Genomic DNA, 24,233 nt, shown 5'->3' with positions numbered 1-24,233 from the left:
CGGCCCCCGTTTTTCACATGCCGAATTAACTAAGGCAATTAAATTTCGCGTTTAACCTCAACGATTTCGAAGACCTCGATTTGGTCGCCTACTTTCACATCGTTATAGTTTTTAACGCCGATACCACATTCCATACCGTTACGTACTTCTTGTACGTCGTCTTTAAAGCGACGCAGTGATTCTAGCTCACCTTCGTAAATTACTACGTTTTCGCGAAGTACACGGATTGGGTTGCTACGCTTAACATTACCTTCTGTAACCATACAGCCTGCAATTGCACCCAGTTTCGGTGACTTGAACACATCACGTACTTCAGCAAGACCAATGATTTCCTGCTTGAACTCTGGCGCAAGCATACCACTCATGGCCGCTTTCACTTCGTCAATTAGGTGGTAGATAACACTGTAGTAACGCAGGTCGATTTCTTCAGCTTCCAATACGCGACGTGCTGTTGCATCGGCACGAACGTTAAAGCCTAGTACGATAGCACCTGATGCAGCCGCAAGGGTTGCGTCAGTTTCGGTAATTCCACCTACACCACTACCTACAATATTCACTTTAACTTCAGAAGTAGAAAGCTTAACCAGTGACTCAGAAATCGCTTCAACAGAGCCCTGTACGTCAGCCTTAAGAACGATGTTAAGTTCACTAACGTCGCCTGATTCCATGTTCGCAAACATGTTTTCAAGTTTCGCTTTTTGCTGACGAGCAAGTTTAAGTTCACGTTTCTTCTGATGGCGCTTAGCTGCTACTTCACGCGCTTTACGCTCGTCTTTAACAACTGCTGCATCTTCACCCGCTACTGGAACACCTGAAAGACCAAGTACTTCCACCGGCGTTGAAGGTCCTGCAACCTTAATCTCGTTGCCATTTTCGTCGCGCATTGCACGAACACGTCCGTACTCTTCACCACAAAGTAGGATGTCACCAGCAAGTAGTTGGCCTTCCTGAACGAGTACTGACGCTACCGGACCACGACCTTTATCAAGACGAGATTCGATAACAATACCGCGACCAGAGCCTTCAGCTACCGCTTTAAGATCAAGTAGTTCTGCTTGAAGAACGATAGCATCAAGAAGCTCATCTACGCCCATACCCGTTTTAGCAGAAACGTTACAGAACTGGTGTTCACCGCCCCACTCTTCTGAGATAACTTCTAGTTGAGATAACTCAGTTTTAACGCGGTCTGGATCAGCAGATTCTTTATCCATTTTATTCACTGCAACGATAAGAGGTACACCAGCAGCACGGGCGTGCTGTACCGCTTCTTTCGTTTGCGGCATTACGCCGTCATCTGCAGCAACTACAAGGATAACGATATCCGTCGCCGTAGCACCACGAGCACGCATTGCAGTAAACGCGGCGTGTCCTGGTGTATCTAGGAAGGTGATTTCGCCATTACCCGTTTGTACTTTGTAAGCACCGATGTGCTGAGTAATACCACCGGCTTCACCGTCCGCAACCTTCGCGCGACGAATGTAGTCAAGTAATGATGTTTTACCGTGGTCAACGTGACCCATAATGGTTACAACAGGTGCACGTGTTGATTTCTCACCACCCATGCCGTCTGCTAGCAATTCATCTTCAAGGGCGTTGTCGTTAACAAGCTCGTACTTATGACCCATTTCTTCAATTACTAGTACCGCAGTGTCTTGGTCTAGTACTTGATTGATAGTCGCCATTTCGCCCATCTTCATCATCGTTTTGATAACTTCGTTAGACTTGATTGCAAGCTTACTTGCAAGTTCGCCTACTGTGATGGTTGCGCCAAGCTTAACAACGCGCTCTACTGGAGCTGCAGGCTTGTTAAAGCCTTGCTTAAGATGCTCACCGGCGTTTTTCTTAGACTTGCGACGACGGCGTGAAGAACGCTCAACCTGCATGTCTTCTTCGTCTTCTGCTTCTTGAGCATAACGGTTAGAGTGCAAGTGAACTTCTTCAGCTTCTGCTTTCTTACGACGCTCTTCTTCTTCTTTCCAGCGACGCTCGTTTTCTTCAGCCAATTTACGCGCTTCGTCAGCCGCCTTTTTGGCGTCTTCTTCAAGTTTCTTCTGCGCTTCTTCTTCCTGCGCTTTACGCAGACGCTCTTCTTCTTGACGCGCCGCTTCTGCTTCTGCTTTTTCAGCATCAGTCAGCTCTGGTTCGTCTTTCTTACGAGCTTCAGCTTCTTTCTTGGCTTGTTCCGCACGACGTGCACGCTCTTCATCAGCGGCCTTCTTCGCTTCTTCGGCTTTACGTGCTTTTTCTTCAGCAGCTTTCTTAGCTTCAGCTGCTGCTTTCTCTTCTGCTTCGCGCTTCAAACGAGCCTCTTCTTCAAGACGCTTCGCTTCTTCTTCCGCTTGACGCTGTTGTTCTTCAACGTCGCTGCGCTTAACGTATGTGCGCTTCTTGCGTACTTCCACCTTCACTTCTTTAGACTTACCAACACTTAACGTGCTAGTTGTCTTACGTTTAAGTGTCATACGCGTTGGTTCAGCTGCGCTGCCGTGTTGCTTACTTAAATGATCCAATAGTTTTTGTTTCTCATCTTCGTTTACCTGATCGCCGGCATTCTTAGTAATACCCGCGTCTTTAAACTGGCCAACCAATCGGTCAACGGTTGTACCAATGTCGCTGGCGAGCTTTTCAATAGATACATCTGCCATTACGTAATTATCCCCCTGTTGACCTTACTCTTCTTCACTGAACCATACGATATTACGAGCCGCCATGATTAATGCACCGGCTTTCTCTTCGTCTAGTTCATCGATATCACTGATATCATCGGTACCTTGTTCTGCTAATTCTTCTAGGTCGGTAACGCCGCGGCTGGCCAACACATAAGCCACGTGTTTACTCATACCTTCAAGATTTAATAAGGCTTCTGTAGGTTCTGCACCTTCAAGCGACTCTTCGTTCGCCAGTGCACGCGTGGTTAGGAAAGCGCGCGCTCTGTTGCGCAGCTCTTCAACCATTTCTTCATCTAACCCTTCAACTGCTAAAAGTTCACTTGCAGGCACGTATGCCACTTCTTCCAGAGTTGTAAAGCCTTCATCTACCAAGACAGACGCAAACTCTTCGTCAATGTCCAAACCAGCAGTAAATAGATTAAGTACCTTCGCGTTTTCTTCTTCGTGCTTCTTGTTGAGGTCGTCAACCGTCATCACGTTAAGTTCCCAGCCTGAAAGCTGGCTTGCTAAGCGAACGTTTTGACCACTACGGCCAATCGCTTGTGCTAAGTTATCTGCTTCAACAGCTACGTCCATTGTGTTGCTATCTTCATCAACAACAATTGACGCAACTTCAGCAGGTGCCATTGCGTTGATAACGAATTGCGCTGGGTTTTCATCCCAAAGCACAATATCAACACGCTCGCCGCCAAGTTCACCCGATACCGCTTGTACACGTGAACCACGCATACCCACACACGCACCGACTGGGTCTAAGCGTTTGTCGTTAGTTTTAACGGCAATCTTTGCGCGAGAACCTGGGTCGCGAGCTGCAGATTTGATTTCTAGTGTTTCTTCCGCAATTTCTGGTACTTCCAGACGGAATAGTTCAACTAGCATGTCTGGGTGAGTACGGCTGATAAATAGCTGTGCACCACGAGCTTCTGGACGGATAACGTAAAGAAGACCACGTACACGGTCACCTGGGCGGAAAGTTTCACGAGGAAGCATGTCATCGCGGTAGATAACACCTTCAGCATTATTACCCAAATCGATGATGATGTTGTCGCGGTTAACTTTCTTAACCGTACCAGTAACCAACTCACCCACTTTGTCTTCGTACTCAGCAATCATTTGCTGACGCTCAGCTTCACGTACTTTTTGTACAATCACTTGCTTAGCGGTTTGCGTAGTTATGCGGTCGAATTTAATAGATTCAATCTGTTCTTCCACATAATCGCCAAGTTGTATCTCTGGCTCGTCGATTTGCGCAGCAGAAATCGTAATTTCAGCGAATGGATTTTCCTGCTCTTGATCATCAGGAATAACCATCCAGCGACGGAATGTATCAAAGTCACCAGACGTTCTGTCAATGCTTACACGAACTTCAATTTCGCCTTCGTTTTTCTTTTTTGTTGCACTAGCGATCGCAAACTCTAGCGCTTCAAAAATTTTCTCTCTAGGCACTTGTTTTTCATTTGAAACGGCTTCCGCCACTAACAAAATTTCTTTATTCATTTTCGCCTCTCTTATGCTTTCGTCGATGAAAGCAGAGCTGTTCCGTTAATCGAACGTGGGAACAACGTTACCTTTTTCGATATTCGCCACAGCTAACTGGAACTGCTGGCCATCCACTTCAATACTTACAATGCCGTTATCGCACGCAAGTACTTTGCCTTTAAAATTACGTCGGTCGTCCATTGGCATAGACAAACGAACTTGAACCACTTCACCCACAGACTCAATGTAATGCTTTTCTTTGAAAAGCGGTCTGTCCATACCTGGTGATGACACTTCAAGGTTATACTCAGTGCTAATTGGATCTTCAACGTCCAAAATTGCGCTAACCTGATGACTTACATCTGCACAATCATCTACGGTAATACCGTTCTCATGATCAATAAAAACGCGAAGAATCGAATGTTTCCCCGCTCGTACAAACTCGATACCAACCAGTTCAAAACCCAGTGCTTCTACACCTGGCTCTAGCATTTCGGTTAGTTTCTCTTCAAGTTTTGCCAATGCAAACCTCCAAAAACGAAAAAAGGGCCTAAAGCCCACCTGTCATCACCCGGCTCAGCGAGGCTGACTCCAGGTTTTAATACAACAAAAAGCCCCGGACTAGCGGGGCTTTTATTAAAATTCTGAACCCATACCTGCCAACGTGGGCAGTTGCAAACTTATGGGTAAAACACCGATAGGTGATAGCTTGCTAATGATAAGTGCGTTACTTTCCTTTAATGAGGGAGCCCGCTCTCATCACTTAATCCGCACATTATACGTATAGGCGGCGCATTAAGCAACAGCCAATAGACGTAGACTCTAGTCTTCGTCTTTAAATGTTGCCTTTATATCGAGAATTTTAGGCATAATTTCTATCATTAAATCGACAAGCCTAGGTTCAAAATGCTTTCCCTTTTGGCTTTGAAGAAATTCTACGGTTTTTTCAATACTCCACGCATCCTTGTAGGGACGTTTACTGGTGAGCGCATCAAATACATCAGCAATTGCACAAATACGTCCTTCAATCGGGATATCTTCCCCCACCAACCCTTTAGGATACCCCGTTCCATCCCATTTCTCGTGGTGAGTAAGTGACACCGACTTCGCCACTTTCAACAATAAAGAATCGCCGCAATCGCCGATTATCTCTGCACCTATTTCTGGATGATGCTTCATGGTCGCAAATTCTTCATCGGTAAGCTTACCTGGCTTAAGCATGATGCTATCAGCAATACCAATTTTGCCAATATCATGCATTGGTGCAGCGTGAAGCAGTATTTCTGCCTGCTTGGCTGACAGACCATAAGCCAATGCTAATTCTCTAGCAAAATGACTCATGCGCATGACGTGCATGCCCGTCTCATTGTCCTTGTACTCTGCCGCTCTACCCAAGCGCTGAACGATTTGTAATCGGCTATCGAGTAATTCGTCAGCCTGCACTAAACTAAGGTGAGTTTTTACTCGTGCTTTTACAATAGCAGGGGATATTGGCTTAGTTATGTAATCTACGGCGCCAGCATCAAACCCTTCGGTTTCCTCGTGTTCATCGGTCAAGGCCGTAACAAATATAACGGGAATCTGTTTGGTACTCGCTTTTTGCTTAAGTTGCCGACAGACTTCAAACCCTGTGAGTCCGGGCATCATGACATCGAGTAATATTAAGTTTGGCTGCCTTGTCTCGGCAAGTTTTAGTGCTTCTTCGCCGTTTCTTGCAAAAATAAGCTGGTAGTCCGACGATAATAGTTGCTTCAAAACCCTCAAATTTACAGGCTCATCATCAACGACTAGTAAAGTAGGTTTGTTTATTTCAATCTCTAACATGCCCTGTCTCTGGCTACTTTAATTCTTTGATCAGTGTAGAAATACGCTCATGCGCCAGTTCAAACTCAAAATCATCAATATCCAAGAGGATTTGGCTAATTTGCTCATTATGACTTGAACACCCTACTTCTCTTAAAAATGATAGCTCTGTTTCATCAACCATATTTTGGTTTACGCTTTCCAGCATAGCTTCAAGATGACTAAGCAGCAATGCATTATCAATACTTTCATTAATCGCATTTTCCGCATACAGGGGCGATTCATTCAACATTAATTCTATTTTGTCCAGCGCTTCGCGAAGACTGTTAATCTCTTCGATGTTAACAATTGATTTTTGCGCCTTCGCTTCTATCTCTTTGGTTGTATGGTAAAAGGTGGTCAAACAAAGGTTGCCCGACGTACCTTTCAAACCATGTGAAAACGATGTAACGGCTTCATAGTCTTCTCTAATAGCAGCCCCCATTAATTCATCGAGTTTTTCTCGGCATGCCATAGCGAACTTATCAACTTCCTGTAACACCGCATCTTCACTACCCCACAAATTCACTGCTTTACTTAAATCTAAAATGTTTTTATCAACCTTAAACGCAGTTTCTAGTTTAGTTTGAATTGTTGAGCCATGAGCCGCATTTACCACTTGCGCATCAAGATTGAGCACCCGCGCAACTTCTTCCATTAGCAACCGGAAGTCCACCGGCTTGTTGGCGAAGCCCTCCATACCCGCTCGCTGAGCAGCGTGCTTATCCTGAACTAATACGCTTGCCGTTAAAGCGATAATAGGCGTTGGAGGCAATCCGTGCTCTTTTTCATAATCACGGCGTTGTTTCGCTGCCTCCAAGCCGTCTAATTTGGGCATTTGTAAATCCATTAAAACAATGTCAAATGACCGTGACTGCATTTTTTCTAATGCCAGTAAGCCATCAGTTGCAGTATCTACCTGATGCCCCGCCCGTGTAAGAAGAAGAGACAGTAATTCTATATTCTGTTGTACATCATCAACCACTAATACGCTAAGCTTTGAGTCGATTAAAATTGACGCAGACTCCATACTATCTGTAACGTCTTCACTGACTTCAACGACCTCCAACGGCAGCCTGAAGGTAAACATGGTACCCTTGTCTTTCTCACTACTGACGCAAATATTTCCCCCCATTAACTCAACCAGCTGTTTAGAGATAGTGGTACCAAGGCCAGTGCCGCCATACTTCCTGCTCATCGATGCATCTGCTTGTGAGAAAGAGTCGAATACCCGCCCTACTTGCTCAGGCGTCATACCAATACCAGTATCTGACACTTCAAAATATACAAACCGCCCGTCACTTTTTACGTTAACTGTCACCTCACCCTCGTGGGTAAATTTAACGGCATTGCTAATAAGGTTGTTGAGAACTTGTCGCATGCGCTCTGGTACGCCTCGATAGCCATTGGCCACAGAAGAATCAACATTAAGCGCTAACCCAACCTTTTTGCGTTTTGCTTCTAACCAAAACGTAGAGATGACCAAGTCCAATTCTTCACGAATAAGAAAGTCCCGATAATCTAAATCGAGCTTGCCTTTATCCAACTTTGCACTGTCGAGAATATCGTTGAGAAGGTGTAACAAGGACCGTGCAGAACGGTTTATTGTAGTAAGGTGAGATTTCTGCTCTTCGCGTAGCGATTCTCCTAACATAAGATCGCTAAAGCCTATTATTGCATTCATAGGCGTACGAATTTCATGACTCATATTAGCAAGAAATGCAGTACGCGCAGCAGCGGCTTGTTCGGCTTTTTCTTTTGCCGCTTTTAACTCATTCTCCATAACCCGTCTTTGAGTTATATCGGAGATAAAACCGTCTACGTAGAGGATATTGCCTTCATCGTCTTTGACATGTACACCATGTTCAGTGACCCATTTCACATCCCCAGATTTTGCTATAATGCGGTATTCATACGAGAATGTACCTTCATCCGCGATAAGACTCGAAAGTCGCTCAACATCATCTGGATGGTAGAGATCAGCAAAAGAACGTTTTGGGTCTGGTAAAACAAACTCACTTGGAGTGTAGCCTGTAATTTCCAACACAGCATCGCTAATAAACACCATGGGCCACCCTGGCATGTTCAAACACCGATAAGCCATACCAGGTATATTGGAAATCAAACTTCTAAACTTGGCTTCACTTTCGCGCAAAGCATCTTCCATTTCTTTTCGCTTTCTAAGATCAGAAGCGAAAGTTACAAATACAGGCTTTCCGTCTATTTTGGTATAGCCAACACCTAAGCGAACAGGAATTCGTTCGCCACCTTTCCTAAGCACCTCAACTTCCCTGCCGGTGCCGATTATTTGTTCAGTTGGAACAACGCGCTGACTAAAAAAGTCATCACCATATAGGTGTCGTCTTTCTTGAGGGATTAGTTCTGCAGCGCGGATACCTACTATCTCTTGCTGGGTATAGCCATAAATTTGGTTTACAGCGGGGTTGGCGGTTTTAATAATGCCTTTATCGTCTACGGTGAGAATGGCGTCGACGGCTGTATCAGTGATTGCACTTTGAATTCGCTCGCTCTCTATAGCACGCATCATCACGTCGCGATATTTAAATAAAAGACTGACCCCCAACACCATGGTAATAAGCACAAGTGTCACTATAGCAATAGAAATAGCTAGATAGACGGCGATATTTGACGACTGGCCGGACGTTTCCATACCCGGTGGTAAAACAAATCTTGCCGCAGCCATGCCAATATAATGCATACCCGCAATGGCCAGCCCCATAACAATACTTGCAAGTAATGCATGTTTGCCCAGCATTTTTCTGCTTTTAGTTGCGGCAGCAATACCAAACTTTATCCATAGCGATAGCATTGCCAAACAAACAGCAACTAGGATAGAAAGAGCGAATACACCAAGGTCATAGCGAAGAAGCGGTGCCATCTCCATTGCTGCCATACCACTATAGTGCATGGTGCCTATCCCAGCTCCCATCAACACTCCGCCCAAGACTACTTCGGTAACGCTTATACGGGTTTTAATCAAAAGATTCAAAGCTACCCAAGCTGCGGCCACACCTGGAATAGCAGAAAGTGCAGTTATCAAGGGGTCGTAATTGACAGGTAAACACAAGTCAAAGGCAGTCATGCCCAGAAAATGCATTGACCAAATACCGCCCCCTAGCGCTATGCTACCTGTAATCAATAAAGTATTTCGTCTTAATTTGTCTTGCGTGACAGCTGCTTGTCCTGCAACGTTAAACGCCATAAATGAAGCGAAAACAGCGACTAGTAAAGACAGAGCAACAAGGGGAAAATGATAAGCGCCTTCAATTAATGTGGCGTGTCCTTCGTACGTGAAAAAGCGAGCAATCATGGCGCGGCCAAACTACCTGTAAGTTTAATTATTCAATGGTGGCATGACTTTAACTTAGCATACTAGGCTATGCTGTGCGGCAATTATTTCTTAGAAACAACCTTAATGTCCGCCAGTTAAATCGAGAGGATGTTTACGGACTGCACAAACAGAAAAGAAAAAACCCAGCAAAAGCTGGGTTTCTAATGTGGTTGCGGGAGCAGGATTTGAACCTACGACCTTCGGGTTATGAGCCCGACGAGCTACCAGACTGCTCCATCCCGCGACTGTACGGTAAATATTGCTTACGCAATATTATTTAGTTCTGGTTTTACAAATTGGTTGCGGGAGCAGGATTTGAACCTACGACCTTCGGGTTATGAGCCCGACGAGCTACCAGACTGCTCCATCCCGCGATTGTACGGTAAAGCTTGCTTTTGCAACGCTTTGAAATTCTGGTTATTTTCTGTGGTTGCGGGAGCAGGATTTGAACCTACGACCTTCGGGTTATGAGCCCGACGAGCTACCAGACTGCTCCATCCCGCGCCAGAAAATTATCGTTGTAGCTGCGGCGTTTTGTGCCTCGCTTCAACGTGGGGCGTATTATACATAGAGACTTACTCAACACAAGGGGCATGGCACGAAATATTTCATTTTTCTGACTGTTAGCAGCTTAATTAACCAATATGCGCAAAGTTAATACAAAACCCGCAGTTTACAGCCCCCTTTTATGGCCAAATACTCGGCCTACTTAAATTTTTCCATTTTTTCAGCAAGTGAAAAATCGAGTTCACTCAAACCATCGGCGTCATGAGTGGTCAATGTCACCTCTACTTTGTTATATACATTAAACCATTCAGGGTGATGTTTTAGTTTTTCTGCCCAAATCGCTATTTGAGACATCCATCCAAATGCACGAATAAAGCTTTTAAACATGAAGGTCTTTTTGATGGTGTCACCACTTCGTTCCCAAAGTGCACCATCTGAGACTAACTCGTTTAAAGCATCCAACTTTTCACTAATTTCTTCTTCCGATAGCTTCATCGCCATTCTTTTCTCCCTATACATTACAATTGCGTAGACAAGTCTTTGAGCTTTATACCCAATACTTTAATCAATCGGTTCAAGAATAGAAAATCAGGCAGTTAAAAAGGGAGTAAAAAGTGGAGGCTATAGTTTACAAAAAAGCCTACCTTTAACATTGAGTGTCAAAGGCAGGCTACACGTTTTTTTGAACTAACTAAAACTCAACTGCAAAGCGAGCGTAAATTTGACGCCCTCTTGGATCATGAACTTTAGAATCAAAACCACTGTTAGTGAATAATTGTGGCGGTTCTTCATCGAACAAGTTAATTGCGCCTATCGTTAACACATAACTTTGCTCGGTGTCATACAAACCACCCAAATCAATATTGTACTGAGCATCTACCGTTAAGTGGCTATCAACTTCATAAAAGCCAGTTGAGCAACCACCCACGTTCGCTGTGCCATCAGCACAGTTTTGATCGTCGTCATAGGAAGAAATATAACGCAGGAAGATATTCGCAGCATGAATGTCGTTACTCCAAGCTAATCCTAAGTTCGCACGTAGCTCTGGTGAAGACACACCAATGTTATTGAAATTACGACGTCCAGCTCCGTCTATGTTACCCGCTTGAGGGTCCATCAAGTCATATTTAGTAATGTAAGTCGCATTTAACGTAGGCGTAAAGTTACCAAAATCTGTTTCTATTTTATAACTGGTAACAAAATCGAGCCCTGACGTTTCTAAAGAACTCGCGTTAACATAAGTGTTATTCACCTGAAGTACTGGTCCTGTTAGCGGGTCGCCAGCTCGGACAACACGATCTTGGTTTGTTGGATCTTGATTTAAAACCGCCTGGGCGTTCTCTTGAATAATCAAGTCTTCAAACTCAAAGTTCCAATAATCTACTTCAATAGAGAAGTCTCTGAAAGGCTCATATGAGAAGCCAATATTGTATGCTGTCGACTCTTCTGGTTTTAAATCTTCATTACCTGATGTTCTTACAGCGACGAATGCAGTTGCACCTTGAACAGGGTCAATAAGTTGCTGCAAGGATGTAGCACCACCTTGAGCTAAGAATACCGTTGGCGCTCTAAATGACGTCGATATTGAGCCGCGCAGTGAAAATTCATCAGTGGCTCTCCATGACACCGCTAGTTTCGGGTCAACCGTGCTACCAATAGTACCGCCGTAATCTTCATAACGTACGGCCAATTGAACATCTAATTCATCATTAATTGGTAATGCTAGCTCGCCAAAGGCCGCCCATACATCCTGGCTTCCATCAATATCTGGGTTACCGATTACAAAGGTAAAACTGTCTTGGTTGGCTAGGTCATCGTAATCTTGGCTAAGCTGATTTTCACGGTATTGCACGCCTAATGCTAAAGCTGCAAAGCCACCGCCCATTTCAAACACATCAAACGATGTGAACGCTTCAAACACTTCAAGGTCCGCTTTTGAGTCAATAACCTCTGTACCGGTAAAGGAACTTACCACGTAATCTGAGTTCGGTGCGTTTGTATAAGAATTTGCAAATGGGTTGAAGAATTGGCAATCACCAACACCAGGCGAACCAGCAATTGGGTCACAATTAGAACCACCATATCCGTAGAGCGCAAGTTGGAACTCGGTATTTAGTACATCAGGTACTTGAAATACGAAATCATTTACCGCTCGCGTATAGCTTACTTCCCAAAACCCTGTATCTGTCACGCCCTGCAAACTTGTACTGAAACGAAGAGTATCTGATTCAGTATTCGCTGGATCACCATCAAAACCGTTTCCTTCCGCTCTTCCAAAGAAGGCGACTGATTGCCCAAACGGATTTTGCGGGTGATAGTCAGGCACGATAGGTGAAGTGAGTATAGGGAAGCTCGGCGCACCGCCTCGCTCTGCGCGGTTTCTTGCCATACTGAATTCCGCTGTCCAGGTTATGTCATTATCGAATTCATAATCTGCACGAACATAAGCATTGGTTCGACTTTCATCAGCTACATATGAGTAGAACTTACCAAAATCAAAGCCACAGAAGCCGACTTCTAAACCAGGAATAGTGCCGCTAGGGGCAAGTAAGTTTGGCGCCCCGCCAAAGTCTTCACACCCGTATGGATCAATAATTGGCAAAGCCCCTACGCCGGGAACATTTAAAAAGAAAGAACCAGGGTTACCTAATGCACTCGTGTCATCCTGAGGACGACTTAAACGTCTATCGCTTAAGAATAGTGGTGAACGATTAGTGTAGCTGATAGCAGCTAAGACACTCCCGTTATCGCCGGTTGCGCCCCACAATCCTTGTAAAATGTATTCTTTATTATCACCGTGCGCGCCGTCTTGGTAATCAGCAGTGACCATTGCACCGTCATAATTACGTTTTGTAATAAAGTTAACTACACCAGCAACCGCATCAGAACCGTAAAGGGCTGATGCTCCGTCCTTAACAACTTCCATACGGTCGATGGCAATCATAGGCACTAACGAGCTGGTATCTACAAAATTGAGACCTTCGTTTGTCGGCTGAGCGGTAACCACTTGGCGCTTATTGTTAAGAAGCACTAAAGTAGACGCTACGCCTAGGCCACGGAGGTTAATATTAGAAGTCCCTGCCGTCGCGTTTTGTGTAAACGCATCTGGGTTATTCTCTGCGCCCGTATTAATCGTAAGTGTCTGGGTGATATCGGCAATATTCTTCGCACCGATTGCGTCGATGGCAACGCTATCTACAACAGCTAGAGGAGATGGTGATTCAAAGTTTTCGCTTCTGCGAACAAAACTTCCGGTAACAAGTATAAGTTCTACGTCTTTCTTAGCTTCTTGCTCGGATTCAACGTCAGATTCTTGGGCTGATGCGATATACGGTGAGCAAAATAAAGCAGTACCGACCATTGCGGCCACTGCAGTCTTACGCGTTTTAAATTTCATAGTGTGATTCCAAATCTGGGCTTATCACTACCGGCACTACTACCCACACTTTCCGCTAGTAACAGGCTATTCGATTTTATGTTGTTATTGTGATACGTCACTTAAAAATAGCGACCTACAAGATTGATACTATGTGTGATTTCCCACTTTGTAAATTTATTGTGAATAATATGTTTACATTAATTTTACACATGGTCAGACCAGATATACTTAAGGCTAAAACAAGAGCACTTAGAGGGAAAGATAGTGAGCGTTAATGAGAAGATGTTTCTCTAAGTGCGTAATTTATTCACTGGCATAGCGTATGCCACGAAAGCAAAAACACACAAAAACCAATTATATCAACAGCTTGAACAATAAAAATTACCGGAACAGTTTTTGATACATTCAATGTCATCACGTATAAACGGTAATGAGGTCTATGGATTTTCCCAAAATAGATGAAGTGTATAAGCTTCTAAGTGAAAAACTAGAAACGTGGATTGAAGGCGCAATTACGTTATTACCTAACATCGTCGTTGCATTTGTCATCGCAATTGTTTTTGGTCTTATTGCCAAGATGATAGGCAATGTCGCCGGTAAACTTATGCGACGAACTTTTGAGTCTCGTCAAATAGCCGGTCTTCTCACATCTATTATTAAAGCCATTGTTCTTATTGCCGGTATATTTATCGCCCTTGATTTTGTGGGGCTTAAAGGCACGGTCACATCACTTCTTGCTGGCGCGGGTATTGTTGGCCTAGCCATTGGTTTCGCTTTCCAAGACATGACCGAAAACTTCATTGCTGGCGTAGCTATGGGAATTAGAAAGCCCTTTGACATTGGTGACGTTATAGAAGCTGAAGGGGTGTTTGGCAATGTGAAGGAAATTAATCTTAGAAATACACTCGTTGAGACCTTTTACGGTCAACTGGAAGTTATTCCAAATAAGATCCTGTTTCGCAATATCTTGACCAATTATTCGTATTTAGGTTACCGAAGAATAGAGGTACCCGTTGGCATATCTTACGCTGATGATATCGAAAAAGCAGCACAAGTTATCACCGAGGCTATGAATGACAAAGACTATGTTATTAAGAAGGATGAAACTGCGGTTTACGCAGAATCATTCGGCGACTCGAGTATTAATTTATTGCTGTGGTTTTGGATCCGATACCCGGGCGACCCAGGCTTCATGGTAGTGCGCCACGACGCGATTAACACAGTAAAAACCGTACTTGAGAATAACGATATCTTAATTCCGTTCCCCATTAGAACACTAGATTTTAATGCTAAAGGTGGCGATAAGCTAAATGCCATGCTTAAGCAGCGAGATGAGCACAGTTCATCTAACAATGATTCTTCGTCACAACCAAAAGGTGGCGAAAGAGCGGCTGACAATGCAAATCATGCCGATGATGAGTAAAACCAAAGGAGAAACAAATGGAAATGTTAAATTCAACAACACGCAAACATACGTTTTTAGCACTAATTTTTGCAGCGAGTATAGGGAGCTTGGGTGGTTGCGCTACTATTGAGGGCGCGGGCGAAGATATTCAAAGTGCCGGTGAAGCCGTTGAAGAAGGTGCACAAGAAGCGTCAAATTAAGTTTGTCACATCAATTGTAAGGCCAGATAACGTTGTTTTTATCTGGCCTTTTTTGCTTACGTTACCTTATTTAGCATAATTATATGAACGCTTTATAAACGCTAAGTATGGCGTCTAGTAAAGAAATTTAGTTTCACGTTTATGGCTTCATAACGGCTAGCATTAAAAAGCTACCGACTAGTGCAGGATTTCCGCTCGACTTTAAAATGCAGCTGGCCTCTACCTTATAGAGCTTACCTTGAGGCTTATCACTCACATCAACAAGTTTAAATTGATATTTTAAAGCGTCGTTGCATTTAACGGGCTCTAAAAAACGAAGTTTGTCGATACCGTAATTTATCATTGAGGCTATTTTGTCACTGGGAGCGAGTACTTCGCCGAATGCCTTAGGCATAAGACTTGCGCTTAAAAAGCCGTGCGCGATGGTTGTTTTAAACGGGCTTTCTTTCTCACACCGCGCCCTGTCTAAATGAATCCATTGGTGGTCGCCTGTTGCATCAGCAAATTGATTAATCATGTCTTGTGTTACTGTTAAAAAATCAGCCTGTTCAAGCGCATCCCCAACCGACAAATCTAAAAGCGTTTTCATTTTTAAGTCCAATCTCCATTTATTAACGACAAAACTACTATTATTCACTTGAATGTTTCAATTAACTTTTAATAATAGGTATTTATAAGTAATTTTGTTACACTAACGTAAATTAATCGTAGATGCTATGTAGCAACAGACTCTAAAGTTGCTTTATTCTCGCTGCGAAAATAGCAGCGATTCTTCATCTGTTGGCTTTTTATCAGGGCACTCGCCCTTAAAGGACTTGTTATGAATCTCAATAGAATTGATTTAAACCTATTTGCCGTATTCGACGCTATTTATACGGCAGGTAGTTTAACCAAGGCCGCTGATGTTTTGTGTATCACCCAGCCTGCAGTAAGTAACTCGTTAGCCAGGTTAAGAGAAATGCTGAACGACCCATTATTTGTGCGAACAGGCCACAGCATGACACCGACACCAGTGGCACAAAACATAATAGTACCGGCCCGACAGGCACTCGCTTTGCTGCGCAAAAGCGTACAAGAAAGTCACACGTTCGACCCTCTTACGGCAGAGAAGTCGTTTAACTTCGCCAGCCGAGATTTATTAGAAGTAAGTATTATGCCTCGGTTGGTGTCTCGTTTACAAAATCTAGCGCCTAATATAACCTTGACGAATTACGAAATTCCTCGCAGCCAAGTGGTATCAGCAATGGCAGCGGGTACGCTAGATTTCTTCGCCGATGCGTCTACCTTTACCGACCCTCATCTGTGCAAAGAGAAAATTGCACAAGACCGATTTGTAGTGCTTGCTCGCAAAAACCACCCTGCCCTTAAAAATGGATTGGATTTAGATACGTTTTTGCGTTTAGGTCATATCAACGTTTCCCAGCGTAAATCGGGCGCGGGTCCTATTGATGTTGCACTCGACAAAATGGGTAAAAGAAGAAAAGAGGTCATGCGCGGGCAGCACTTTTTAACTGTACCGAGTACCATAGTGAAAACTGACTTAATAGCCTGCTTACCATTTCATTTGGCGAAGCACTATGACTTAGCTATTTACGAACTTCCCTTTGACCTCCCCCCAGTTGAATACTATTTGTATTGGCATGTTAGCGCAGACCACGATTACGCCCATATGTGGATGCGTGAGCAAATTATGGAAGTGGCAAGTAACTTCAAGCAACACTAGTTTAAATATTTGTGCTTAATGATAACAAAGCCCTGTTTTTCACAGGGCTTTTTCTTGAGCTAAAATAGCTATAGCGTTTTGAAGTGAATAGCGCTTTGATGATCTTTGTCGTGATAAATTGTGTGGATCGCCTTAGTGAAATCACTCTCTTTTGCCTCAAAGATATTTTCTACATAGTTTTGAGGGTTCATATCGATAAAGGGAAACATACTACTTTGAATTTGAATCTGCAGTTTGTGCCCGCGCTTAAACGTATGCAGAAGGTCGTATAATTCAAATTCTACCTTAGTGGGTGTATTGGGTAAGAATGCTTTAGGTTCGCTCATGCTCTCCCGAAAGCGCCCACGCAATACGCCCCAGCGAACCAGTTCATGACGATTTCCGCGATTCATATCCACCTTGTTATTGTTTTCATCGATAGAAGGGAAAACATCGACAACCTTTACAACAATGTCAGCCGCTGATTTATTTGTAGAAAACCACAAATCTAGGTCGATAGCACCCGCAATGGTTAAGTCACTATCAAGAGTATCGGTTTCGAAAACTAAGACGTCAGGTCTTCGGGCAGCAAAACGTTGGTCTTCTACCATATAGGGTCTATCCCAGCCGCGGCTAATCTTAGCTGAGTGAGGAACCGGCTTGTTAGGGTCGCTTATATATTCACTATTGCCACTATCGCTTTTCGTAGTAACAAGCTTTTCATTTTTTGCTAAATACATGGTTTGCTGTGACCCAGCTTTAGGAGGCCATACATCAAACTTACGCCAGCGATTGCTGCCTGTTTCAAACATAGTTGCGGTAGCTATTTCTGCTTCTTTCGCCCCCTTTAAATGGGTTTTGAAAAACGGTAGCAACACGTCTTTTTGAAACCAAGCACTGGTATCAAAGCCAAACTGTGCCTCGCCAAGTTCGGCTCCGCCTTTTTCACTTTGCCATTGGCCGTGATACCAAGGCCCCATTACTAGCTTAACATGGTCTTTTTTATTCTTTTTAGACATAGTTTGGTAAGTGTACAGTGGGCCGTATAGATCTTCTGTATCGTACCAACCACCTACAACTAAGGTAGCAGGCTTGGTGTTTGTCAAATGCTGCAATACATCGCGAGACTGCCAATACTCGTCATAGTTGGGGTGTTGAATGACTTCGTTCCAAAACGGTCGCTCTTTATGAAAGTATTTGTCATTAACGTTAGTTAGCGGACCTAAATTTCTAAAGAACTGGTAGCCATCTGGCGTTTCTGACTTCATTCCTTCAGGCCAATAAGAGAACTCTCCCTCTCGCTGTTTATCGAAGGTATCAAAGAAGATAAATGCCATCGGGGTTACGAAAGCGCCATTTCTATGAAAGTCGTCAAAAAACCAATCTGCAATAGGTGCTTGTGGTGAAATAGCTTTTAACGCAGGGTGGCTATTAATTGAGGCAACCGACGTATAGTAGCCTGGGTATGATGTTCCCCACATCCCTACTTTGCCGTTATTTCCTTTTACGTTTTTTACCAGCCAATCGATGGTATCGTAAGTATCAGTAGCGTCATCTGTCGCTTTTTTTCCGCGCTTATAAGCATCCTGCGGACGCATATTAACGAATTCGCCTTCTGAGCGAAATTTTCCCCGCACATCTTGAAAAACAAATATAAACCCTTCTTGCTCGAATGCTTCGCTTGGCCCTAATTTAGCTTTGTATTTGTCCGCTCCGTACGGCGCGACGCGATACGGCGTTCGCTGCATCATGATTGGGTACTTTTGAGTATCATCAATAGGAATATAGACCGACGTAAACAGTTTTACGCCATCACGCATTGGAATTTGGTACTCATACTTGGTGAAGTTAGCCCGTATGTATGCCTCACGAGGGTTTTCATCATTTTGTTGTGCAAAGACATTATCAGTCGTAAACAAAATCATCAGCAGCATCACGCTGCGCATTACCATTTTCATTATCTGTCCTTTTGTTATTAGATTAATTCATTTACCACTTCTATAGGATGGCGTGGCTTTTTTCCTTCAAAGCGCGCCACTTGGCTACGACAGGAAAAACCAGTTACAAGTACTTCTGCAAACTTCTTGTTTTGTTCAAAAACAGGCGCCCAGCTGAGCGCATAAAGTGCTTTAGATGTTTCTAAATGCGAGGTTTCATGGCCATATGTCCCCGCCATACCGCAACAGCCTACGGGTTTATGGGTTAGGTTGACTCCTAGCTGTTGAAATACACGTTGCCAGCGCTTTGTGGTATCTGGCATAGCGGTTTTTTCACTGCAATGCGCAAGCAGAGAAAACTGTTTTTCACTAGCGTTGTTATTTGCAGTATCCGTGTTTAGGCTGTGTGGCAGCGCGTTTGCCAGCCATTCATCAATGGTATGAACGAAAAAGTCCCCGCGCTTATCTTTTAAAAATTTGTGGTATTCATCACGGTAGCACAATACCAATGAAGCGTCGGTTCCCACCATAGTAATATCTAACTCATGTATACTATTGAGGCGTCTTGCAGAATCTAACGCTTGTTTTTCAAACTTCCCTAAAAAACCTTTTACATGAGCAGGTTTACCGTTTGGGGTAAAAGGCACGAGTAAAGGCTTTAAGCCCATCTTACTAATAACGTTTATTAGGCTTTCTACGCTGTTTGCATCATAAAAACTGGTAAAAGGGTCTTGTACCACTGCAATATATTTTTTTCTTTCATTTTCATCAACGTATTTTAGTTTCTCTATATCAACGTCTGTGACAATCGGACTCACTCTGTCGATTAGGGTTGGATACGACAGCAACGGCGTGTCTACATAACCCACCTTCTTCTCTAAAAGCCATTTCACCCATTTTTGCCGAAGAAGCATGTTATGGAGCCTAGCTACTTTTGAACTTAAAGGCGCTAGCGTTTCTACGTTTGCCACCAGCAAGTCTTTTAGTGGGCGCATGTAGCGTTGGTAGTAAATAGATAAAAAGATAGATTTAAAGTGAGGAACATCAATGTTTACCGGGCACTGGTGAGTACATGACTTACACGACAGGCAACCATCCATAACAGCTTTTACTTCATGGGAAAAATCTGGTTCCTTGGTTAGTAGCGAGTTTTTGAAGCGAGAAAACACATTGCTTTTAAAGTGCTTGTAGGAGAAAGCATCTCCGTTTTGTTCGTTTATCTTCCCGCTTAAAGATAGCAGCCGCGCCCATTCCCTTAACATACTCGCTCTGCCTTTTGGCGTATGGCGTCTGTCTGACGTTACTTTACTTGAAGGACACATGGGGGAAGCTGGTTCGTAGTTAAAACAAAGGCCATTTCCATTGCATTCAAAGGCTGGCGCAAGCTCGCGTTTTACAGATACTGGAATAACTCTTTCGATACTCGCCCTTTTGAGCGCTTTAACAGAGACTAACTCATCCTTACTGCCTAATGGTGTACATATTTTTCCAGGGTTCATCTGGTTGTAAGGGTCGAACGCCGCTTTTATTTTGCGCATTTCATTAAACAGTGTTTCACCGAAAAACTCGGGGCCATACTCGCTACGAAAGCCTTTGCCGTGTTCCCCCCACATTAGACCGCCATATTTAGACACAAGCTTCACCACATTATCTGAAAGATTATGCATAAGCGTCTCTTGCTCAGGGTCAGCCAAATTAAGAGCGGGTCTTACATGTAGAACGCCGGCATCAACATGTCCGAACATGCCATAGTTAAGGTTGTGACTGTCGAGCAACTCGCGAAACTCAGCGATAAAATCCGCTAAGTGCTCAGGGGGAACCGCCGTATCTTCAACAAAAGCGATGGGCTTCTGGTCTCCCTTGACTTTGCCTAATAATCCTACTGCCTTTTTTCGCATTGCATAAATGCGTTGAATATCGGCTTTGTCATAGGTAACACTGTAGCCTGAAATATTGCCCTCACCTCGCTTAATCGCATCTTCAATAGCAGTTTTGAGGCAGTCAATATGCCCCTTCATTTCCTCTATCGAGTTGGCGTTATATTCCACTAAATTTAAGCCTAGCAGCTCTTCATCTGGAACGTCGGTAATCAAGTGTTGTATGTCGTGCCACACTATGTCCGTTTTAGCAAAATTGAGTACCGTACTATCAATCGTTTCCACACTTGTCGCTTTCGCTTCAAGTAGTTTTGGAGCGTGACGCAGTGCCGCATCGAATGAGCGGTAGGAAATATTTATTAATGCCTTAACCGGCGATATTTTATCTAGAGTTAATACCGCTTCTGTTACAAACGCTAAAGACCCTTCTGCACCTGTTATCAACCTACCGATATCGATATAGTTGTTATCGTATACGTGGGCTAAGTCATACCCGGTTAAAAAGCGATTTAGCTTTGGGAAAGTCCGGTCCACTTCACTTTTATAATTAACACACGTGTTTATAGCTTGTCTGTAGATAGCGCCTTCAACGGTATCCTCGCTGGCTTTTCGCTTTGCCTTTTCCATGGGCAATTTTGCAGTTTCAATTACCTCACCATTAGCTAACACCGCTTTAAGTCCGATAACGTGATCGCTTGTCTTACCGTATACGAGCGACCCCTGCCCTGATGCATCAGTGCTGATCATCCCGCCTAATGTGGCTCGGTTGCTAGTAGAAAGATCCGGTGAAAAAAATAAGCCATGGGGGCGCAAAATATCATTAAGCGCATCTTTAACTATCCCTGTCTGTACTCTTATCCAGCCCTCTTCCACATTTAACTCAATAACGTTGTTTAAATAACGGCGAATATCTACAACAATACCATCGGTTAGGCTTTGCCCGTTGGTACCTGTACCGCCTCCCCGAGGAGCAAACGACACGTCAGGGTACTTAGCCGCTAACTGCCCAATACGTTGGCAGTCTTCACTACTTTTTGGATAAATTACGGCTTGTGGCAGTTTATAGTAAACAGAATTATCAGTGGCTTGAGCTATGCGAGCGCTATAGCTAGTTTCTATATCGCCAGTAAACTCGCTTGCGCGTAGGCTCTCAATAAATTCACTGTACTGGGCGATTAGCGTTGAGTCAGTTAATATGGCAGGAAGAGTCACGACCTTCTTTTCCTTTTAATAATTGGCAGGCCAACGTCATAATGGCATGCATTACCAGCTATTGTTATAATATAACATTTCACACGTGCATCATAGGGCTAACCACAGTGGTGTGATAGCCTATACCTTAAATTTTAGTAACTCATCGCATAGTAAGAGCGCATATAACTATGATTAAAGCAGTACCAACTAATATTATCACGGGCTTCTTAGGGGTGGGTAAAACATCTGCTCTCCTACACCTGCTAGAACAAAAACCTTCAAATGAATGCTGGGCAATCTTAATTAACGAGTTCGGCGAAATAGGCATTGATGGCGCTCTCGTGAAGGGTACGTATAGTAACAACAAGTCCAATCCAGATAATGTTCAGAAGATATTCATCAAAGAGGTACCGGGCGGGTGCATGTGTTGTTCGGCAGGCTTACCTATGCAAATAGCATTAAATCAGTTGCTCGCCCAATCAAAACCCGATCGATTACTTATTGAACCTACTGGACTAGGCCACCCTGTGGAAGTTATGCAAACCTTGAGCGCTGAACATTATCAAGACGTGTTAGATATTCAACGTACTATCACGTTAGTTGATGCGAGAAAGTTATCAGACCCAAGGTATACCTCTCACGCTACTTTCAATCAACAAATTGATATTGGCGATGTCATTGTAGGAAATAAGTGCGATCTTTACGGCGAGAATGAGGAAGAGAATTTAAAGCGCTATGTTGTTAAAAGAGGTAAACCGACTACGCCAGTAATACTTTGCGAGCATGGCGTATTGCCGTTTGCAATATTGCAGGGGAAATCGGAAGCCCTAGTAGAAATGAAAGCGCATGCGCATCATCACCACAACAGTGAGCCCTCTCCTTCAATCAACGAACAAGCATTCCCAGATTCAGGTTTTTTAAAAATTGAAAATGAAGGCGAAGGCTTTAAAGCTGTAGGTTGGCGCTTTTCCCCTTCTATAGAATTCAATAGGTATGCACTTTTAGCGTGGATAAATAAGCTAGAAGTGGAACGGTTAAAAGCGGTTATGATCACGAGTGCGGGCATTTTTAGCTACAACCTCGCAGACGGAAACTTAGTTGAAAGGGAGCTAAGTGAATGTGCTGAAAGTAAGATTGAAATTATTGCAGCTAACGTCAATACCAAGTGGGATGCCGAATTAGCTGACTGTGTTATCACTAACTAAACATGTACCGTCAGGCTACTACTAACTAAATTCATATTGGCTTAATTGGTCTGCGCTGACTCGCACCCGAAACTTCGGCGTGTCTGACAGCGCGTTTAAATTAAAGTTAATGCAAATTGCTAACGGCTTAAATTCTCAAGGTCTTGCATATTTAATTTCTCCATTAACCAGCGTGTAGTGTGTTTCGCCATACAAGGTTTCGTTGATAAAAGGAGAGTTTTGAGACTTAGAGGCGAAAAATGAAGGGGTTACCGTAAACGGCGTATTCAAATCAAATAGCGCTAAGTCCGCATCTTCCCCTTTTTCAATTCTTCCACAGTTAATATTAAATATTGCACCAGCTTGCTTACTCATAAGGTCAATAGCGGTACTTAAATTTAGCTTTTCTGTTTTGACAAAATGCGTGTAAATAAGCGCAAATGCGGTCTCTAATCCTATAATTCCAAACGGCGCTTTTTCGATATGCAAAGCTTTTTCATGAGGAGCGTGAGGAGCATGGTCAGTAGCAATAGCATCAATTATCCCCTCTGTTAACGCTTTTCGACACGCAAGCATATCGCGCCTGGAACGAAGGGGCGGGTTCATTTTCCAGTTCGCGTCAAGTGTACCATCAGCTTTAACAGGGATATCCTCATCACACAGCAGTAAATGATGTGGCGACACCTCTACCGTGACTTTAGCTCCTTTAGCTTTAGCCTGTCTGATAGCGTCTATTGAGTCTGCGGTAGAAACGTGCAGGACGTGATAATGACCACCAGTCTCTTCACTGTAGTTACATCCCCGTTTTACATGTACCGACTCAGAGGATGCTTTAATTCCCTTTATACAATGCTTTTGAGACACCTCTCCTTCATGAATGGCACCGCCATTTGACAAGCTTTCATCTTCGCTATGATCAAGTACAGGCATATCAAGTGTCTTAGCATTAATGAGTGCCTGCTTAAACAAGCCATCATTTTGAACGCCTTTACCATCGTCAGTAATGGCTACAGCACCAGCACCTTGAAGGGCTTTAAAATCTGTTATCTCTTTGCCTTCAAGACCCTTCGACAGCGCCCCTGTAGGATAGACTTTACACAGACCCGACACCCTAGCTTTTTCTACCATAAAAGCGACTACATCTGCATTATCAGCGGTGGGCATTGTATTTGGCATCGATACCACAGATGCAAAACCGCCTTTTACTGCCGCTCGGCTTCCCGACGCGATATCTTCTTTGTACTCCATACCTGGCTCTCTAAAGTGTACCTGAGGGTCGAGCAATGCCGGGGACAGAAATAGACCGGTAGCATCTATCACTTTTTCGAAAGCGTTTTCTTTGGGGTGTGTTTGTGATGTTGGTAGTGGATGTTCTGAAATCTGAGTAATTTTACCCTTTTCTATAGCGAGTGAAATAGTAACAAGGTCATCGGTATCTCTACCCAAAAGATGAGACGTGGTGGTAGCGTTATTAATTGTGATTTTCATAGGTTTATTCGTATAAAA

15 protein-coding genes and 3 tRNA genes are annotated in these 24,233 nt (G+C 43.7%); 4 read left to right on the top strand and 14 right to left on the bottom strand.

All coding sequences use genetic code 11. From position 1 onward, the window contains the following. Positions 1-38: 38 nt before the first annotated feature. The 10 genes from infB to KL866_RS16935 all read right to left on the bottom strand — a co-directional run bounded on the left by infB (position 39) and on the right by KL866_RS16935 (position 13,246). Positions 39-2,645, bottom strand: coding sequence for a translation initiation factor IF-2 (gene infB / locus KL866_RS16980; RefSeq protein WP_025255015.1), 2,607 nt, complete (start codon positions 2,643-2,645; stop codon positions 39-41). Positions 2,646-2,669: 24 nt separating this feature from the next. Continuing rightward, positions 2,670-4,166: a transcription termination factor NusA gene (gene nusA / locus KL866_RS16975; protein WP_025255014.1), complete on the bottom strand. Its 1,497-nt coding sequence runs from the start codon at positions 4,164-4,166 to the stop codon at positions 2,670-2,672. Positions 4,167-4,211: 45 nt separating this feature from the next. After that, complete coding sequence (gene rimP, locus KL866_RS16970; RefSeq protein WP_025255013.1) at positions 4,212-4,670, bottom strand: ribosome maturation factor RimP; 459 nt, start codon at positions 4,668-4,670, stop codon at positions 4,212-4,214. A 300-nt stretch (positions 4,671-4,970) separates the two neighbouring features. Further along, entirely contained in the window at positions 4,971-5,972 is a 1,002-nt protein-coding gene (locus tag KL866_RS16965) for a two-component system response regulator (RefSeq protein ID WP_025255012.1), read from the bottom strand. 13 nt (positions 5,973-5,985) lie between these two features. Further along, positions 5,986-9,321: an MHYT domain-containing protein gene (locus KL866_RS16960; protein WP_025255011.1), complete on the bottom strand. Its 3,336-nt coding sequence runs from the start codon at positions 9,319-9,321 to the stop codon at positions 5,986-5,988. A gap of 188 nt (positions 9,322-9,509) precedes the next feature. After that, a tRNA-Met gene (locus KL866_RS16955) sits at positions 9,510-9,586 on the bottom strand. A gap of 53 nt (positions 9,587-9,639) precedes the next feature. After that, positions 9,640-9,716: transfer RNA gene (locus tag KL866_RS16950), tRNA-Met, on the bottom strand. A 53-nt stretch (positions 9,717-9,769) separates the two neighbouring features. Beyond that, positions 9,770-9,846 (bottom strand) — tRNA-Met (locus KL866_RS16945). A gap of 201 nt (positions 9,847-10,047) precedes the next feature. Beyond that, positions 10,048-10,350 (bottom strand): 4a-hydroxytetrahydrobiopterin dehydratase, encoded by a 303-nt coding sequence (locus KL866_RS16940; RefSeq protein WP_025255010.1) that lies wholly within the window; start codon positions 10,348-10,350, stop codon positions 10,048-10,050. A 190-nt stretch (positions 10,351-10,540) separates the two neighbouring features. Next, the gene (locus tag KL866_RS16935; protein WP_025255009.1) at positions 10,541-13,246 is read right to left on the bottom strand and encodes a TonB-dependent receptor; all 2,706 of its coding nucleotides are present in this window, start codon (positions 13,244-13,246) and stop codon (positions 10,541-10,543) included. Between the two features lie 421 nt (positions 13,247-13,667). Between KL866_RS16935 and KL866_RS16930 the strand changes: the two genes are divergently transcribed. After that, complete coding sequence (locus tag KL866_RS16930; RefSeq protein ID WP_025255008.1) at positions 13,668-14,651, top strand: mechanosensitive ion channel family protein; 984 nt, start codon at positions 13,668-13,670, stop codon at positions 14,649-14,651. A 17-nt stretch (positions 14,652-14,668) separates the two neighbouring features. Next, positions 14,669-14,833 carry an entericidin A/B family lipoprotein gene (locus tag KL866_RS16925; RefSeq protein WP_081765829.1) on the top strand — a complete coding sequence of 55 codons (165 nt, stop codon included), beginning with the start codon at positions 14,669-14,671 and terminating at the stop codon, positions 14,831-14,833. Positions 14,834-14,972: 139 nt separating this feature from the next. On the opposite strand, the gene KL866_RS16920 is transcribed toward KL866_RS16925, so the two are convergent. Next, the gene (locus tag KL866_RS16920; RefSeq protein ID WP_025255007.1) at positions 14,973-15,422 is read right to left on the bottom strand and encodes a MaoC/PaaZ C-terminal domain-containing protein; all 450 of its coding nucleotides are present in this window, start codon (positions 15,420-15,422) and stop codon (positions 14,973-14,975) included. A 231-nt stretch (positions 15,423-15,653) separates the two neighbouring features. On the opposite strand from KL866_RS16920, the gene KL866_RS16915 reads away from it, so the two are divergent. Next, complete coding sequence (locus tag KL866_RS16915) at positions 15,654-16,556, top strand: LysR family transcriptional regulator (protein WP_025255006.1); 903 nt, start codon at positions 15,654-15,656, stop codon at positions 16,554-16,556. Between the two features lie 68 nt (positions 16,557-16,624). Here the strand turns inward: KL866_RS16915 and KL866_RS16910 are convergent, their stop codons facing one another. Then, a complete protein-coding gene (locus tag KL866_RS16910) occupies positions 16,625-18,493 on the bottom strand; it encodes a CocE/NonD family hydrolase (protein ID WP_214996128.1) in 1,869 nt (622 codons plus the stop codon). Positions 18,494-18,510: 17 nt separating this feature from the next. Then, entirely contained in the window at positions 18,511-21,561 is a 3,051-nt protein-coding gene (locus KL866_RS16905; protein ID WP_214996126.1) for an FAD-binding and (Fe-S)-binding domain-containing protein, read from the bottom strand. Between the two features lie 170 nt (positions 21,562-21,731). Here KL866_RS16905 and KL866_RS16900 point away from each other — a divergent pair, with 170 nt between their 5' ends. Next, the gene (locus KL866_RS16900) at positions 21,732-22,748 is read left to right on the top strand and encodes a GTP-binding protein (protein WP_025255003.1); all 1,017 of its coding nucleotides are present in this window, start codon (positions 21,732-21,734) and stop codon (positions 22,746-22,748) included. 135 nt (positions 22,749-22,883) lie between these two features. Here the strand turns inward: KL866_RS16900 and KL866_RS16895 are convergent. Then, on the bottom strand, positions 22,884-24,233 hold a 1,350-nt coding region (locus tag KL866_RS16895; protein ID WP_251140125.1), incomplete at its 5' end, for a dihydroorotase.

The sequence above is a fragment of the Alteromonas sp. ALT199 genome (genome assembly GCF_018619335.1).
Taxonomy (GTDB): domain Bacteria; phylum Pseudomonadota; class Gammaproteobacteria; order Enterobacterales; family Alteromonadaceae; genus Alteromonas.
Note: the sequence above shows the minus strand (reverse complement) of the source record. Positions and strands in the feature narration are given on the sequence as shown.